Consider the following 16,901-nt stretch of genomic DNA (forward strand, 5'->3'; position numbering starts at 1 on the left):
TCCATTTTTAAGCAATATCAAATTTTAACTGACCTGCTTTGACACCAATCTTGAGGGTCTTGCCTGCTACTAGTTCCCCCTTAAGAAGGAGTTCTGCCAACTTGTCTTCCACTTCTGTTTGCAGTGTTCTACGAAGTGGGCGAGCTCCCATTTCTGGATTGTAACCGTGACTAGCTAGCAACTTCAGTGCCGAAGCTTGCAGTTTCAAGTCGATACCTTTCTCTGCCAGGCTAGCAATCAATGGTTTCACCATAATCTTGACAATTTCTTGCATGTGCTTGTTATCTAAGCTATGGAAGACCACCTTTTCATCAATACGGTTGATAAACTCTGGTCGATAAGTTTTTTTCAGCTCTTCAAAGATTCGTTTCTCCATATTTTCCTGGTCAAAACGAATGTCTTTAGCGCCAAAGCCGACCGTCTTATCGTCACGAAGAGCCGTCGCACCAAGGTTTGACGTCATGATGATAATGGTATTTGAAAAGTCCACCTTGCGTCCCTTGCTATCTGTCAAGACACCGTCGTCCAGAACCTGCAAGAGGACATTAAAGATATCTGGGTGGGCCTTTTCTACCTCGTCAAATAGAAGAACGGAGTATGGTTTGTTGCGAACCTTCTCAGTCAACTCCCCACCTTCTTCGTAGCCCACATAACCCGGAGGAGCTCCATTGAGACGGCTAGCCGCAAATTTCTCCATATACTCACTCATATCAAAGCGGATAAGGGCTGATTCGTCATCAAAGAGAACTTCTGCCAGAGCCTTTGCCAATTCGGTCTTACCGACTCCTGTCGGCCCTAGGAACATAAAGGAACCAATTGGACGTTTATGACTGCGAATCCCTGACTGATTGCGGCAAATCGCACGACTAATGCTTGAAACAGCTTGATCTTGACCGATGACACGTTTATGCAGTTCTGCTTCAAGGTTAAGGTACTTCTTAGCATCCGTTTGCGTCAGTTTTTGGACTGGAATCCCTGACAAGCGACTTAAGGTAGTCAAAATTTCAGATTCTGTTACCAAGTCTTTATAGACAGGGACTTCCTGCTCTTTTGCGATTAACTGGGTAGCTTGTTTCCACTTGCCATCCATCAGGGCCTTGTCAGCTGGACTCAAGTCGGATTCGTCTGCTTTCACTTGCTTGGATTTGTTTTGCACTGTTACTGCTGCTTCATCTAAGAGGTCGATGGCAGAGTCTGGTAAGTGACGACTGGTCAAGTATCGATGCGCCATCTTGACAGCTGTTTCAACGGCTTCATCTGTGATTTGCACACGGTGGTGTTTCTCATAGGTAGCTTTCAAACCTTGCAAAATAGTCATACTGTCAGCTAGACTTGGCTCTTCAATCGTCACTTTTGCAAAACGACGAGAAAGAGCTGCATCTTTTTCGATGTGTTTTTGGTATTCTTCCTGAGTGGTTGCACCAACTGTTCTCAGAGTTCCACGAGCTAAGGCTGGCTTCAAGATATTGGCTGCATCCAGAGTCGAATCAATACCGCTACCAGAACCCATGATGGTGTGGAGTTCATCGATAAAGAGGATCACTTTGCCATCTTCCTCGATATCCTTGATGATGTTGTTCATGCGCTCTTCAAAGTCACCACGAAAACGTGTCCCTGCAACGACATTCATCAAATCAAGCTCTAGAACACGCATCTTTGCCATCTCAGCTGGTACATCCCCACTAGCAATACGCTGGGCAAGTCCAAGTGCTAGAGCTGTTTTCCCGACACCCGCATCACCAACCAAGACAGGATTGTTCTTGGTTTTACGGCTCAAGATTTGAATCATACGTGAGATTTCCTTGTCTCGACCGATAACTGGCTCTAACTTGCCAGAACGCGCTTGCTCCGTCAGGTCATGAGTATAATCCTCTAAGCCGCCACTTTGAGCTTGAGGCATGCCCATCATATTGGCCATGGAATTTTGCTTGTCAGTTACTGTGCGATGGCGTTGACGCAAAGCCTTAAGATCTTCTCTTGTCCAACCTGCACGTTCCTCTAAATTGCGACGAAGAGCAGCAATTCTGACCTGATCTTTCTGGTCTTCATAAGAGAAGCCTGCTCTCTCCAAGATGCGAGTCGCCAAGGCATTGCCGTCATGCAAAATCGCATAGAGGACATGCTCTGTCCCTAGCACCTTAGCATGGACCACTGAGGCCACATACTCTGCTTCTGTAAAGAGGACCTCCAAACGATGGGAAAAGGGCAATTCCGTAAAGGTTTCGTCCTGGCTATAGTCCGTTTCAGTCAGTTCCAACGCAACCTCTTCTAAACGGTCCATTTCATAAGGATAATCATTTAGAGTCGCACCTGCCACGCTGTAACTGTGATTAGACATGGCAATCAATAAATGCCAAGACTCTAGGTAACGGGCTCCAAAATGGCTCGCAACCATGTAGGCACTTTCGATACATTCATTCAATGCTTTTGAATAGTTCATCTTACTTCTCTTTTCTATCTACCTCTTGTAATAGCTGTCGGAGCATATTGGCACGGACAACTGAGGATTCTTCCCCTAGGACACGATCCGTTGCTACTGAAGTCAGCAAGGTCATCTCCTGCTTGGTCATCAAGTCCTGCTCCACCAAAAGCTGGAGAATATCCTCATAGATCTCCTGACTAACTCGCTCACCAATCGAGTAAAGCAAATCGCGTAGCATCTCATGATGATTGGAAAACTCAATCCGTCCGATGCGAATGTAGCCTCCGCCACCACGCTTGCTCTCAACCAAGTAACCTCTGCTTTCCGTAAAGCGGGTCTTGATGACATAGTTAATCTGACTCGGTACAACCTGGAAGGTATCTGCTAACTGGCTCCGTTGCAATTCCACGATACCAGACTGGTCTAAAATCGCCTTGATATAGGCTTCGATATGATCTGATGTATTTTTAAATCTCATAGTAAATCAAACTCCTTCTTTGAACCTTGACTATCTTTGACTATTATACCGAAATTTTTGATTTTTTTAAAGGAAAAGGGAGCAAGTTGCGAAGATTATTATAAACTATCCAAAACAAAAAGATGGGACCGTAAAACGGTCACCATCTTTTTTAGTTATTCAAAGTTGAGATTAGTCAACTTTTTTAGCACGGTATACAAGTCCTGCCAAAGCTGCAAGAACTAGACCAAGAATAGTAGAGAATGCTGTAAAGTCTGCTCCACCAGTGTTTGGCAAATCTCCCTTAGGCTGTTCACCCTTAGGATCTTCCTTAGGTTCTTCTTTTTTCGGTTCAGTATACTTGTTAGTGAAGGTTGGGTTGTTACCTTTAACTGTTGTTACAAGTTGACCCGCACCGTTGTCAACGACTTCAACTGTCACTTTATGTTCAGTTGTATCGTATGTCACATTTTCTTCGTTACCTTTTACTTCAGTAATAGTGTAAGTGTAGACACCTGCTTTTGCGAAATCAATTGCTTCGAAAGTAACCGTACCGTCGGCGGCATTTGTAGCTGTCGCAACGACTTTGTCACCTTCTTTAAGTTCAAACTTAAACTGATCTTTTACAAGTTTTTTACTACCTTCCAAGACTTTCTTAGCTGTGAAAGTTACTTGTGTTGAAGATGCAACATAAGTGTTGGTGAAGGTTGGGTTGTTGTCAGTTACAGTCGCAACAAGTTCGCCTGCACCGTTATCAACAACTGCAACTGTCACTTCATGTGTAGCAGTGTCGTATGTCACACCTGCTTCGCTACCTGCTTTTTCAGTAATTGTGTAAGTGTGAGGGCCTGCAGCATCATAGCTGATTGCTGGGAAAGTAACAGTACCGTCTGCTGCGTTTTTAGCTGTCGCAACGACTTTGTCACCTTCTTTAAGTTCGAATTCGTATTTGTCAGCTTCTAGAGCTTTACCGTTCAAGACTTTAGTAGCTGTGATAGTAGCTGTTGTTGTAGCTGCTTTGTAAGTATTGGTGAAGGTTGGGTTGTTGTCTTTTACATCTGCAACAAGTTCACCTTGTCCATTATCTGTAACGTTTACTGTTACTTCGTGTTTAGCAGTATCGTATGTCACACCTGCTTTTTCAGCGATAGTGAATGTACGAGTTTCTTCTTTTGTGAACGTAAGTTCTGGGAATTGAATCTTACCGTTTGCATCGTTTGAAACAGTGTGGAGAACTGTTCCGTTTTCTTTCAACTCAAATTCAAATTGGCCAGCCTCGATAGCTTTACCGTTCAAGACTTTCTTAGCTTCAAGTTGAAGTTTTGCTTCTTTAGCAGCGTATGTGTTTGTAAATTCTTTCTTAGAATCTTTATATTTAACACTTGCAATCTTTTGACCATACACGTTTGCTACAGTAACTTCTGCTTCAAGCACTGAATCATCGTATGTATAGCCAGGTTTGTTGTCATTTACTTCTTTAATTTGGTATTTGAATGTACCTTCATTAGAGAATTTAACTGCTGGGAATTTAACATTTCCTTCAGCATCGTTTTTAGCTTCAGTTACAGAACCATCTGGAGCAATCAATTGGAAAGTAAATGCATCTGCCTCAAGAGTTTTTCCTTCAAGTTTTTTCTTAACTTGGAATTCAACCTCATCAGACTTCGCACCTGAACCGATACCTTCTGTAGTTGTCAAAGGAGCAAATCCATGAACATCAAATGTTTCTTGATCGGTTGTCGCTTTTACATCGTTAAATGCTTTTTTAGTTGCATTGTCAACTAGAGCAGTTAGACGAGTTTTATATAGGATATAGAGACCTTGTCCGTCCATTGTACCATCACCGTTTGGAGTGATTGTAAAGTGATTTCCATCAACAACGTTGATATGGGCAGCTTCTAGTTTTGGACGAGCTTCAGCTTTGTTCCACTCAGTAAAGTAGTAACCAGTAATTTCACTCGCAAGAACTTGTCCTTCTGGAATAGTATCTTCTAGTTTAACCCCTGTGTAAGATTTTGCATAGCGGTTAACACGGATACGCCAGTTTACATAGTTAGGATCGTCTGAGTCTTGAACTCCCCATTTAGTAAATCCAGTTGGGTCATCATCTGGGACGATACGAGTCAAAGTATAAACTTGGTCACCTGGGATATCAATTTGATAAGGAGTGTTTAATTTAACACTATCTGCCCAAACGACTGTAAACAGGGCAGTAATCTCCTTGTTCTCTGACAAATTAGCAAAGTAAGCAGCATTTGTCACTTTGACAGTAGCTGTGTTATCTGCTCTACTAGTTGTCAATTCAGCAATAGTTGTTTGCCCATCTGGTGCTTTCAATTCCGTAACAGAATCTTTTTCAATTTTAAATTCGTTTGGAACATGATACACCATGTAATCCCCATCTTTGAGGGTTACTTCGTTGGGGAAACTATAAGTTGGTTGAAGATAGAATTTACCTTCCCCGTACTTAGCGCCATCAACAAGTTTGTTATTGTTGATTTTTGAAACAGTCTTCATTGTGTAACTGCTCGCTGGTAGTTCCTCCGCTTTAACAACATTGCTAACTTTAAGTGCAGGCAAAAAGACCGACACAACCAGTAGCAAGGCCATCAAGCCATGAAAGAGTTTACTAGTTCTCTTTTTCACCACATTATCCTCCCTATTGTCTATAATGGTTCAATTGTATTATACAGTTCCATTACAAAATGTCAACTAAAATTTAATTATTTTTATATTAACTTACCATTTCTTTAAATATTAAGCCTAATCATGCATGTTCATCAGCTTTGAAACAATTAAATCCAAGCAAGGATTTCGCTTGGATTTAATATATACTAATTTCCTAAAAGGCTACGTATTTAATCCCAATTCTGCTAATATTTGACGCTTATAGGCAATCTTTTGGACTTCCTTGTCCTCACCTTCAGACCAATCTAGTTTAATTTCTGAAACAATCTGCCCGGGGCGGTTTTTCAAGATATAGATGCGGTCACTGAGATTGAGGGCCTCTTCGATACTATGCGTGATAATCAAGGTCGTCAGCTGCAACTGCTTGTGAATCTCAAGATACCAAGCGTGGAGTTCCATCTTGGTCATCTCATCCAAGGCACTAAAGGCCTCATCCAAAAGAAAGAGCTTGTGCCCAAAAAGATAGGTCCGGAGCAAAGCTACACGCTGACGCATCCCTCCACTGAGTTCGTGAGGATACTTGTCCCGTACAGCTGTCAACTGGAAGGTCGCAAGGATCTCATCCGCTTGGGCAATGGCTTCTACCTTATCCACCTTTTGAATCAAGAGGGGCAGGATAATATTGCCAAGGACTGTCTTGTGCTCCAAGAGGAGATCCTTTTGCAACATATAACTCACGCGCCCCTTAGGATTTGCCTCGCCATCAAGGATAATTCGCCCAGACTGGACTTCTAAAATCCCAGCGATTAGGTTAAAGAGGGTGGTCTTTCCAACACCACTAGGTCCCAGGATAGAAACTACTTCACCTGAAGTCACCTGCAGGTTGATATCTTCTAAAATCTTTTCATCGCCATAGGCATAGCTTACGTGTTCTAGTCTAATTTCTGTCATTATTTTACAAATTCGTTGGTGAAGCCTTTATCTGTCAAGTCTTCTTTAAGGATACCATTTTCTTTGTCCCATTTGTAGAAGGCATTCCAGCGGTCAGCGTCAAATTGTCCCCATTTTTCCTTGTCGCTTGCGTATTCTTTCGACAAGTATTTTTGAGATTCGATAACGAAATCACGTTTTTCCTTGAGTTCGGGAGCATTCTTGATGAGGATATCTGCAGCTTCTTCTGGATGTTCCATGGCATATTGGTAGCCTTTTTTGATAGCTTGGATAACTTTACGAGCTTCTTCTTTGTTGTCTTTCAGATAGTCGTTGTTAGCGATGATAACTGGTGAGTAGTAGTCAAACTCCTTGACATAGTCTTTCAAATACATGAAGTTAGCGTCTACGCCTTGAGATTTGGCAAGGATACCATCCCAACCGTAGTAAATCCAAGCAGTGTCAAAGACGCCATTGGCAATTGGTGTGATGGAGTTTGAGTCGTTGTTTGGTACTTTTTCGACCTTTTCGAAGTCTCCACCTTGAGATTCTACCAAGGTTTTCAACATAGCCAGTTCCGTTGGATCATTCCAAGTTCCGTATTTCTTGCCAACCAAGTCTTTTGGACTGGTGACATTGTCAGATTTACGAGAGATGATTCCAGATGTATTGTGTTCAACGATCGCTGCAACGGCAGTAATCCCTGCTCCTTTTTCCAATTTCTTAGCCATGTAGTCTTGGAAATACACTGCAAATGGTGCCTTACCATTGATCACCAAGTCAGACGAGCTTTCTTCTGGTGGCAATTTCAAATCAACATCCACTCCAGCTTCTTTGAAATAACCTTTTTCCTTGGCTACATAAAGTCCTGTGTGGTTGGTATTTGGCGTCCAGTCTAGGATAAAGTCAATCTTCTTGACTTCTGCTTCTTTATTGTCCTTAGAAGCAGTTCCTTGGCCACAAGCTACCAGCACGACAGCCACAAAAGCTGTTACAAGCGTTAAAAACACTTTCCATGTTTTCTTCATTTTTATTTCCTCTTTTCTTTTTTGAAACATTCTTATTCTATGAACGTTTCCATTTAATCACATATTTTTCACTGATATCGACCAGCTTCATACCTAGAAGACTGATAATCGACACCAGAATAATAATGGCAAACATGGTATCATACTGAAACAGTTTCTTGGACTGAATCATGTAGACACCTAGTCCTTCAAAGCCTCCCAACCACTCAGATACCACTGTTGTGATGAAGGCATAGGAGACACTGACCCTCAAACCTGCATAAAAATAGGGCAGGCTGACAGGGATTTTAAAATGCCAGAGAATTTGCCAAGGATTTGCTCGCATCAAACTAAACAAGGTCAGCATGTCCTTGTCACAATGCCTAAATCCATCCAAAATACTGACGATGATAGGAAAAGTTGTCGTCAAGATAATCAAGACAATCTTGGGCAAGATTCCATAACCAAGCCACAAAACCAGAATAGGCGCTATGGCAATGGTCGGTATGGTCTGGACAACCACCATCATTGGGTAAATCAGGTCATTTAACCAGCCCAGACTATCCATAAGGACGGACATGATACAGGCTATCAAGACACCCAACACCAAACCGAGTATAGCTACTCTCAAGGTTGCCCAGCTGTGGTACCAGAGAAATTCTCTGTCACGAACAAAAGACTGAAGGATTTCAAGTGGTGTCGGCAAGATAAACTTTGGTAGGAGTTTTAAGAAACCTGCTACCTGCCAAAGAGATAAGACACCCAAAAATCCTAGCAGACTAATGTGTCGTCTCAGTATACTTTTCAAGTTTCTCATCGATGCTCAAAATCTCTCCTACATTTATTTTGACATTGGCAAAGACATTATCTATCTCCTGCCCGGCCACTTCAAGCGCTTCTTTGAGAATGCGCATGAGTTCATCAAACTCCCCTTCCAAGACCGTTTCAAATGGTGTCACCACCATGGTCACGGACTGAGCTTGCAGATAAGCAATAACCTGATCGATAGTAGCAATTCGATCAATCCCCTGTGATAGGGGCAAGACTTGCAAGGCAATGCTTGCTTTCATAAAAACCTCCTTTTCTCAGGTTTCCTTTTGACAAAAAGAAAACCCCTTCCATATATGGAAAAGGTGCAGAATTCGGCTAAGTATCGTTCCCTACGCTGGCATTACCCAGATCAGGTGCGGTCGAAGTTTAACACTTCCTCTCAGACTGTACACAGACTCCCATATCTTATATGGACATATGATAACGCAAATACAAGGAAAAGTCAAGGAAACTGCTTACAGAAAATCTTGAAAAGAGTTTGAAGGCAAATGCTTCAAACTCTATCATAGTTTTCTTATTTAGCCTCGTACCAGGTTGCCCCTTCATTTTCATCTGCGATAAGGGGAACACTGAGTTGGATGGCTTCTTCCATGGTTTGTTTCACCAGATCTTTGATGGCTGCTAGTTCTGATTTCGGAACTTCAAGTACGATTTCATCATGCACTTGCAACAGCATCTTGGTCTGATAGCCACCTTCAACTAGAGCCTTGTCTAGCTGGATCATAGCAATCTTAAGAATATCTGCTGCCGAACCCTGAATAGGGGAGTTGATGGCAGTCCGCTCTGCAAAACCACGAATATTGAAATTTCGTGAATTAATATCTGGCAACTCACGACGACGCTTGAAGAGGGTCTCTACATAGCCCTTATCACGCGCCTCACGCACCACCTCATCCATGTAGTTTTTAATACCTGGGAAGCGTTCAAAGTAAGTGTCAATGTAGGCTTTAGCCTCCTTACGGCTGATGCCCAGATTATTAGACAAGCCAAAGTCTGAAATCCCATAAACCACTCCGAAGTTAACCGCCTTGGCATTACGACGGTCGTTTGGAGTCACATCCTCAGGACGTTCAATTCCAAAGACCCGCATGGCCGTCGAGGTATGGATATCTGCTCCCTCTTGAAAGGCCTTAATTAAGTGCTCATCTTTAGAGATATGGGCCAAAACGCGCAATTCAATCTGCGAATAATCCGAGCTGAGTAGCACGCTATCCTCCCACTCAGGTACAAAGGCCTTGCGAATGAGACGGCCTTGTTCCAAGCGAACAGGGATATTTTGCAAGTTTGGATCTACACTAGACAAACGCCCAGTCTGAGTCAAATCCTGCACATATCGAGTATGAATCTTGCCATCAGCCAAAATCCAATCCTGCAAACCAACCACATAGGTGGATTGAATCTTAGCAATCTGACGGTAGTCGAGGATTTTCTTGACAATCGGTGCAATAGGAGCCAGACGCTCCAGCACATCCACTGCTGTCGAGTAACCTGTCTTGGTTTTCTTGGTGTATTCTAGAGGAAGACCGAGCTTTTCAAAGAGAAGCACACCCAACTGCTTAGGAGAATTGATATTAAACTCTTCACCAGCCAACTCGTAAATCTCTTGAGTCAGTTTTTCAATAACAAGCTCATTTTCAGCCTGCATCTCAAGCAGAGTTTCTTTTTTGACCTTGATACCAGCAATTTCCATCTTAGCAAGGACAAAAGCCAGAGGTTGCTCCATGTCATAGAGAAGATCTAACTGTCCATGTTCACTGAGTTTTTCAAGTAAAACCGGCTCTGTTTCAACCAATACAGCAACCTTACGAGCCAAATGCTCCAAGAATTTCTCTCTCTCAGGGATAGCTTTCTTGACCCCCTTACCGTAGAAAGTCTCATCATCAGCCAGATAAGTCTGGCCATAGAGATTCGCAATAGTTGAGATTTCATTGTTCTCGACTGTTGAGAGTAAGTATTTTGCCAAACGACTGTCAAAAGCAGGAGCCTGCAGATTCAAACCCAAGCGATTTAAAAGAACCTTCGCTTTCTTAAAGTCATACACTTTCAGAGGTGTTTTTTCTAAAAATTCCTTGAAAAACGGCTCCTGCAAGAGCTCAAGTTTGTCTGTGGCGTAAAGTTTATCCCCGCAGGACCAGGCAAAACCAACCAAGTCATCTGTATGGTAGTTCTCACCAAAGAGTTCAAAGTGGAAGATAGAGCCTGCGCTCAGCATGTCTTGACTGACGTGGTCAACGATAGTGAAATCTAAACTTTCAGGCATATCCGTTGATGACACATTTAAAGCTTGTTTGAGCTGTTTGAAGCCCATCTCATCGTAGAATTTCCCGAGATTTTCCACATCTGGGCCATTATAGACCAAATCATCTAGTCCAATCTCAATCGGTGCCTGAGTCTCAATGGTCGCTAGTGTTTTCGATAAAAAGGCCTGTTCCTTGTCATTGATGAGATTTTCCTTCATCTTAGAAGCCTTCATCCCATCGATATTTTCATAAATACCCTCAAGCGAACCATGCTCCAGCAAGAGCTTGATACCCGTCTTTTCACCGATTTTCGTGACACCAGGGATATTATCAGACTTATCCCCCATGAGGGCCTTAAGATCAATGAACTGAGCTGGCGTGAGGCCCATCTTTTCCATGAGATAGTCTGGCGTAAAGGCCTCAAACTCAGCCACACCTTTCTTGGAAATCTCGACCACCGTATGCTCGTCCGTCAACTGGATCAAATCCTTATCTCCGCTAACGATTGTCACATCAAAAGAATCCTTCTCAGCCAAACGACCTAGGGTCCCGATGATATCATCCGCTTCATACTGGGCCAACTCATAGTGGCGAATCCCAAGGTGGTCTAACAACTCACGAATGAAGGGAAATTGCTCACGAAACTCATCTGGAGTTTTAGCACGGCCACCCTTGTAGTCTGCATACATCTCTGTTCGGAAAGTCGTCTTGCCTGCATCAAAGGCTACCAAAACATGACTGGGCTCAACCCGCTCCAAGACATGATTCAACATGAGTTGAAAGCCATAGATTGCATTGGTATGAAGGCCATTAGCATTTTTAAAACGATCCAACTGCTGATAGAGCGCAAAAAAAGCTCGAAAAGCAACTGAAGATCCATCAATTAATAATAATTTTTTCTTGTCCATACACCCATTATAAAGGAAAGCAAGGAAAAATACCATCGGAAAGAATAGGCAAATGGTAGTGAAGTTCTCTTTTTTATATTCTTTCTAGATTCTAGCTCCATTACTATCCACTCGATAGCCATCCACTGTAGTATTCACTGCTAAAGCCCCTGAAGCATTGACGTAGTAAGATTTTCCGCCTACCTGGAACCACTGACTAGACTTCATAGCCCCTGAACTTTCCAAATAGTACCATGTTCCATTTTCCTTGAGCCAACCTGTCTGCATCTCCCCTGATGCCTTTAGATAATACCAGTGAGAGCCATCCTTAATCCAGCCAGTTGACATGGCCCCATTTTCCTTTAAATGATACCAATTGTTGTTAACTTTTTTCCATCCTGTCACTAGCTTACCATTCTCTCGGTAATACCAACTCCCTCCTTCTTTTTTCCAGCCTTTCTCTGTATTGCTTAACTCTGCATACTGCACATATCTTCTAGCACCACTGTAGGATAGATAACTGAGCCACTTATATCCATCCTTTTCAATAACCTGATCATAACTCACACTCTCACCAGCATAATAGTAGTCAATAACCTGTCCTGTACTTGACGGTTGGTCCATAATCGGCGATTTCCCCGTGAATACTATTGTCCCACTGGACGGAAGCTCTGAGCTACGAGCATTCTCACCCGCACTATGGCTAGCAGATAAATCCCTAAAATGAATAAAACCTGTCATCGAACTAGCCTTGACTTTTCGACGGTTATACTTTTCTCGAACACCATAGTTATACTCTTCGATCTCAATCGTATCCCCTGACACATTTGATACCCAGGCCACGTGCCCATAATAACCTTCTGTCGACCAAGCAATAGCCCCAACTTCTGGCTTAGTATCCACACGGTAGCCTTCTCGCCTTGCACGATGTCCCCATTCATTTGCATTTCCGTAGGCAGGAGGAATCTCAAAGCCATTTACACTACTCAAACGAAAGGCCGCAAAAGACGTACACTGGCGAGAATACATCCGCCATTGATCGATTTCAACACTACCATTTTTGTAGTGAAGCGGATAGTCATCTCCACGCGCTACACTGTCAGCCTGAACCGATTCCCCACCAAACAAAAAGGTACTCGTAACGAACAAAGTAGCCAGCCCTACACCCAACTGAGTATATCTACTCTTCTTAACTCCTGATTTAAAAAACGTCATTCATTCTCCTTAATAATATAAATTTCCGAGGTTACCCTCGTTTATACTATTCGGGAGAAAAAGAAAAAAGTGAGCAAAGCTCACTTCATTTTAGGATTCTTGGTCTAGATAGCGAATCAAGTTCTTTTCTGTCAAGATATCTGAGTAGGTGAAGGATTCAACGTAAACATTAGCTTGTTTATCTCCCTCAACATCCCCAAATTCAACGATAAATAGAGATGGATAAACCTCAATTAGCTTACCCAATCGATTTTTTTGGCGCTTACGGCCATTCTCCAAAGTCATTTCAACGACTTGTCCCTCATGCGCCTTGATCTCTTCTTTGATTTTTTTCATCTTGGCTACATCTGTAAATGCATCTGACATCTTATGCCTCCCTCTTTGAGATACTTGAAAATTTATTGTATTCTTTTTGGAAAATCAATTCCACCGTTCCACGAGCTCCACTACGGTTTTTCTCGATGATAACCTCAACCTTGTTATTTGGAATTCCTTCCTCCTCTTCACCCGCACGATCGTAGTAATCGTCACGGTATAGAAAAGCTACAATATCCGCATCCTGCTCGATAGAACCCGATTCACGAATATCAGACAAGACTGGTCTCTTATCCTGACGCTGTTCCACTCCACGAGATAACTGACTAAGAGCAATGACTGGAACTTTTAGCTCCTTAGCTAGAATTTTTAACTGACGAGAAATTTCAGAGACTTCTTGTTGGCGGTTCTCACGACCAGTTCCTGTGATAAGCTGTAGGTAGTCAATCAAAATCAAGCCTAGATTGCCTGTTTCTTGAGCCAGTTTACGTGAGCGCGAACGAATTTCCGTGATCCGAATCCCTGGTGTATCGTCGATATAGATACTCGCGTTGGCTAGATTTCCTTGGGCAATAGTATACTTTTGCCACTCCTCATCAGTCAATTGACCCGTACGGATAGAATGAGACTCCACCAAGCCTTCGGCCGCTAGCATCCGGTCTACTAGACTTTCCGCACCCATTTCCAGTGAAAAGATAGCTACCGTCTTGTCCAACTTAGTCCCAATGTTCTGAGCAATATTTAAGGCAAAGGCTGTCTTACCAACCGCTGGTCGCGCCGCTAGGATGATTAACTCCTCCTCATGGAGACCTGTCGTCATATGGTCCAAATCACGGTAGCCCGTTGCAATACCTGTGATATCCGTTGTTTGTTGTGACCGAACTTCTAGGTTCCCAAAGTTAATATTAAGAATATCACGGATGTTCTTGAAACCACTACGATTGGCGTTTTCGCTAACATCAATGAGTCCCTTTTCAGCTTGAGCGATGATTTCATCTGCAGGCTTAGAAGCCTCATAGGCTTGGTTGACAGACTCTGTCAACTTGGAAATCAAGCGACGTAGCATAGCCCTTTCGGCTACAATTTTAGCATAATACTCTGCATTGGCTGAAGTTGGTACAGAGTTGACAATTTCGACAAGGTAAGACAAGCCACCAATATTTTGGAGATCCCCTTGGCTATCCAAAATCGTCCGAACTGTCGTCGCATCAATCGCTTCCCCACGATCCGACAAATCTACCATCGCTTGGAAGATCAATCGATGAGCATATTTAAAGAAGTCACGAGAATCAATGTATTCTCGGACAAAAACGAGCTTACTCTCATCTATAAAAATAGCCCCCAGAACAGATTGTTCTGCCAAAATATCCTGAGGCTGAACTCGCAGTTCCTCTACTTCTGCCATCCGACTTTCCTTCCTTTTACAATCTTGTCAAGAAGTTGTAAACTTAACCTTCTTTTACACGAAGATTGATGACACTTGTAACATCTTGATAGATCTTCACTGGTACATCAATCAAACCTACTGCTCGAATTGGTGCTTGCACTTGAATATTGCGTTTGTCAATCTTGATACCAAATTGCTTTTGCAATTCTTCTGCAATTTTCTTGTTAGTGATGGAGCCAAATGTACGGCCATCTGGTCCAACCTTTTCAACAAACTCTACAACCGTTTCTTCTGCTTCAAGCTTAGCCTTGATGGTTTTTGCTTCAGCAATCATTTCAGCATGAGCCTTTTCTTCTGATTTTTGTTTTCCACGCAACTCGCCCACTGCTTGAGCAGTCGCTTCCTTGGCCAAATTCTTTTTAATCAGGAAGTTTTGAGCATAGCCAGTTGGCACTTCCTTGATTTCGCCCTTTTTTCCTTTTCCTTTAACATCTGCTAAAAAGATTACTTTCATTCTTCTTTCTCCTTTTCCTTTAGTTCATCCAAGATTAGTTTAGTCAATTTTTCTCCTGCTTCTGACAGACTCATATCCTCGATTTGCGCAGCCGCTAGATTAAAATGGCCTCCGCCACCTAACTCTTCCATAATGCGTTGCACATTGATTTTACTACGGCTTCGAGCCGAGATAGAGATAAATCCTTGTGTATTTTTTGCCAGAACGAAGCTGGCTTCAATGCCAGACATAGCCAACATAGCATCAGCAGCCTTACTGATAACAACGGTGTCATAAGTGGTTAAGTCCTTAGCTTGGGCAATCAAGATATCTGAACCTAGCTTACGACCTTGTAAAATGAGTTCATTTACCTCACGATACTCTTCAAAATCTGTCGCAGCAATCTCCTGAATAGCAATACTGTCACTTCCCCGTGTTCTCAGGTAGCTAGCCACATCAAAGGTCCGACTCGTTACGCGAGATGTAAAGTTCTTGGTATCCAGCATCATTCCAGCCATCAGTACGCTAGCCTGCATACGACTCAAACGATTTTTCTTAGAATTTTGGAACTGAATCAATTCTGTGACCAGCTCACTCGCACTACTTGCCCCACTTTCAATATAGGTGATGACTGCATTCTCAGGGAAATCCTGATCACGTCTATGGTGGTCAATAACAATGGTTTGAGTAAACAAATCATAAAAATCTTTTGACAAGGTCAAAGCCGTCTTTGAGTGATCCACTAAAATCAATAACGAACGGCTTGTAACTAGCTTCATCGCATCTGTAAGAGATAAGAGTTTCGTAGTATCTTCCTTCTTTAAGAACTGGATAGCACGCTCGATATCTGCTGACATTTTATCTGCATCATAGACAGCGTAACTGTTTTCAATAATATTACTTGCAAACAACTGCATACCGACAGCAGAGCCCAAGGCATCCATATCTAGATTTTTATGACCGACTACAAAAACCTGGTCAACACTTCGAATCTTATCAGAAATGGCTGTCATCATGGCTCTCGTACGTGTACGAGTACGTTTGATAGACGCAGCAGTTCCTCCACCGAAGTAGACTGGATTCTTGGTCTCATCATTTTCCTTGACCACCACCTGGTCACCACCGCGAACTTCTGCTAAGTTCAAGTTGAGCAAGGCAATTTTCCCTATCTCTTCATGATTTCCATCACCATAAGAAAATCCCATACTTAAAGTTAGGGCTAGTTGCCTCTGTTTTGATTCTTCTCGGAAAGTATCAATAACAGAGAATTTATCATTCATCAATTCCTCGAGTACTGTATAATCTGTGAATAAATAAAAACGATCCATCCCCACACGGCGAGAAAACATAGCATACTTACTAGCAAATTCTGAAACAAAATTAGCTACAAAGCTATTGATATGGCTGATATCAGAGTCAGACGTCGCATCCTCCAAATCATCGTAATTATCCACTGAGATGACCCCAATGACTGGACGGCTAGTTACCAATTCGACAGTTGCTTCGTACTCCCCAGAAACATCAAAAAAATACAAAACGCCTGAAACCTTGTCCATATGGACAGCATATCGTGTTTCGCCCAAGGTAGCATACGAACCAGGATTCCCAACAGAAGCCTTGATGATGGCTTGAATTAACTCAACATCAATTTCCCCTTCTTCATTTGTCAAAATCAACTCAGCATAAGGATTAAACCATTCTACTTCTCCACTTGATAAGTCTAATTTCAGGACTCCCACCGGCATTTGATCAAGCAAAGTACTCAAGCTATTTTCAGCTTGGTGATTTACATATTGGATTTGTTCAATTTCGCTCTTTTCATACTGTTTTTTTTGCCATACAAACAAAAGCAAATAAAGCAGTACAAATAAAAACAAAACAGTGATTGTTACAGCAAGATTATGTGAAAAAATAATCAGCAAAGTTAAGATTCCGAAAGTTGCAAGTCCTAGCAAGACCGCAGAAAACGGGATTAAATTATTTTTTTTCATTCTAAACCTCTTGCGCATTATTATATCACAAAAACCCTTAAAAAGCGACCTTTTAAAAGATGCAAGCCCTTCATTTCTCTAACTTCAGACACAAAAAG

General features: G+C 42.4%; 13 protein-coding genes and 1 riboswitch. All 13 genes read right to left on the reverse strand.

The features are described 5' to 3' along the window. Positions 1–7 precede the first annotated feature (7 nt). Positions 8–2,440: an ATP-dependent Clp protease ATP-binding subunit gene (locus NMM25_RS05665; RefSeq protein WP_254736212.1), complete on the reverse strand. Its 2,433-nt coding sequence runs from the start codon at positions 2,438–2,440 to the stop codon at positions 8–10. Between the two features lies 1 nt (position 2,441). Beyond that, complete coding sequence (locus NMM25_RS05670) at positions 2,442–2,900, reverse strand: CtsR family transcriptional regulator (RefSeq protein WP_001211258.1); 459 nt, start codon at positions 2,898–2,900, stop codon at positions 2,442–2,444. A gap of 171 nt (positions 2,901–3,071) precedes the next feature. Next, a complete protein-coding gene (locus tag NMM25_RS05680; RefSeq protein ID WP_368406759.1) occupies positions 3,072–5,525 on the reverse strand; it encodes an FctA domain-containing protein in 2,454 nt (817 codons plus the stop codon). 204 nt (positions 5,526–5,729) lie between these two features. Continuing rightward, positions 5,730–6,458: an ABC transporter ATP-binding protein gene (locus NMM25_RS05685; protein WP_254736213.1), complete on the reverse strand. Its 729-nt coding sequence runs from the start codon at positions 6,456–6,458 to the stop codon at positions 5,730–5,732. After that, positions 6,458–7,465: an ABC transporter substrate-binding protein gene (locus NMM25_RS05690; RefSeq protein WP_254736214.1), complete on the reverse strand. Its 1,008-nt coding sequence runs from the start codon at positions 7,463–7,465 to the stop codon at positions 6,458–6,460. The genes NMM25_RS05685 and NMM25_RS05690 overlap by 1 nt, the downstream gene beginning before the upstream one ends. A 37-nt stretch (positions 7,466–7,502) precedes the next feature. Further along, positions 7,503–8,261 (reverse strand): ABC transporter permease, encoded by a 759-nt coding sequence (locus NMM25_RS05695; protein WP_254736215.1) that lies wholly within the window; start codon positions 8,259–8,261, stop codon positions 7,503–7,505. Then, the gene (locus NMM25_RS05700) at positions 8,224–8,514 is read right to left on the reverse strand and encodes a thiamine-binding protein (protein WP_125840556.1); all 291 of its coding nucleotides are present in this window, start codon (positions 8,512–8,514) and stop codon (positions 8,224–8,226) included. Before NMM25_RS05700 ends, NMM25_RS05695 begins: the two co-directional genes overlap by 38 nt. A gap of 70 nt (positions 8,515–8,584) precedes the next feature. Next, positions 8,585–8,687, reverse strand: a riboswitch (TPP riboswitch). 102 nt (positions 8,688–8,789) lie between these two features. Continuing rightward, positions 8,790–11,423 carry a DNA polymerase I gene (gene polA / locus NMM25_RS05705; RefSeq protein WP_254736216.1) on the reverse strand — a complete coding sequence of 878 codons (2,634 nt, stop codon included), beginning with the start codon at positions 11,421–11,423 and terminating at the stop codon, positions 8,790–8,792. Between the two features lie 84 nt (positions 11,424–11,507). Continuing rightward, on the reverse strand, positions 11,508–12,617 hold the full coding sequence (locus NMM25_RS05710; RefSeq protein ID WP_254736217.1) for an N-acetylmuramoyl-L-alanine amidase family protein: 1,110 nt from the start codon (positions 12,615–12,617) through the stop codon (positions 11,508–11,510). Positions 12,618–12,707: 90 nt separating this feature from the next. Next, entirely contained in the window at positions 12,708–12,983 is a 276-nt protein-coding gene (locus tag NMM25_RS05715; protein WP_001278166.1) for a Veg family protein, read from the reverse strand. A 1-nt stretch (position 12,984) separates the two neighbouring features. Beyond that, positions 12,985–14,337, reverse strand: coding sequence for a replicative DNA helicase (gene dnaB, locus NMM25_RS05720; protein ID WP_254736218.1), 1,353 nt, complete (start codon positions 14,335–14,337; stop codon positions 12,985–12,987). A gap of 43 nt (positions 14,338–14,380) precedes the next feature. After that, positions 14,381–14,833 carry a 50S ribosomal protein L9 gene (gene rplI / locus NMM25_RS05725; RefSeq protein ID WP_125840553.1) on the reverse strand — a complete coding sequence of 151 codons (453 nt, stop codon included), beginning with the start codon at positions 14,831–14,833 and terminating at the stop codon, positions 14,381–14,383. Next, positions 14,830–16,803: a DHH family phosphoesterase gene (locus NMM25_RS05730; protein ID WP_254736219.1), complete on the reverse strand. Its 1,974-nt coding sequence runs from the start codon at positions 16,801–16,803 to the stop codon at positions 14,830–14,832. The genes rplI and NMM25_RS05730 overlap by 4 nt, the downstream gene beginning before the upstream one ends. Positions 16,804–16,901: the final 98 nt, after the last annotated feature.

The sequence above is a fragment of the Streptococcus sp. CF10-1 genome, assembly GCF_024295825.1.
Lineage (GTDB): Bacteria > Bacillota > Bacilli > Lactobacillales > Streptococcaceae > Streptococcus.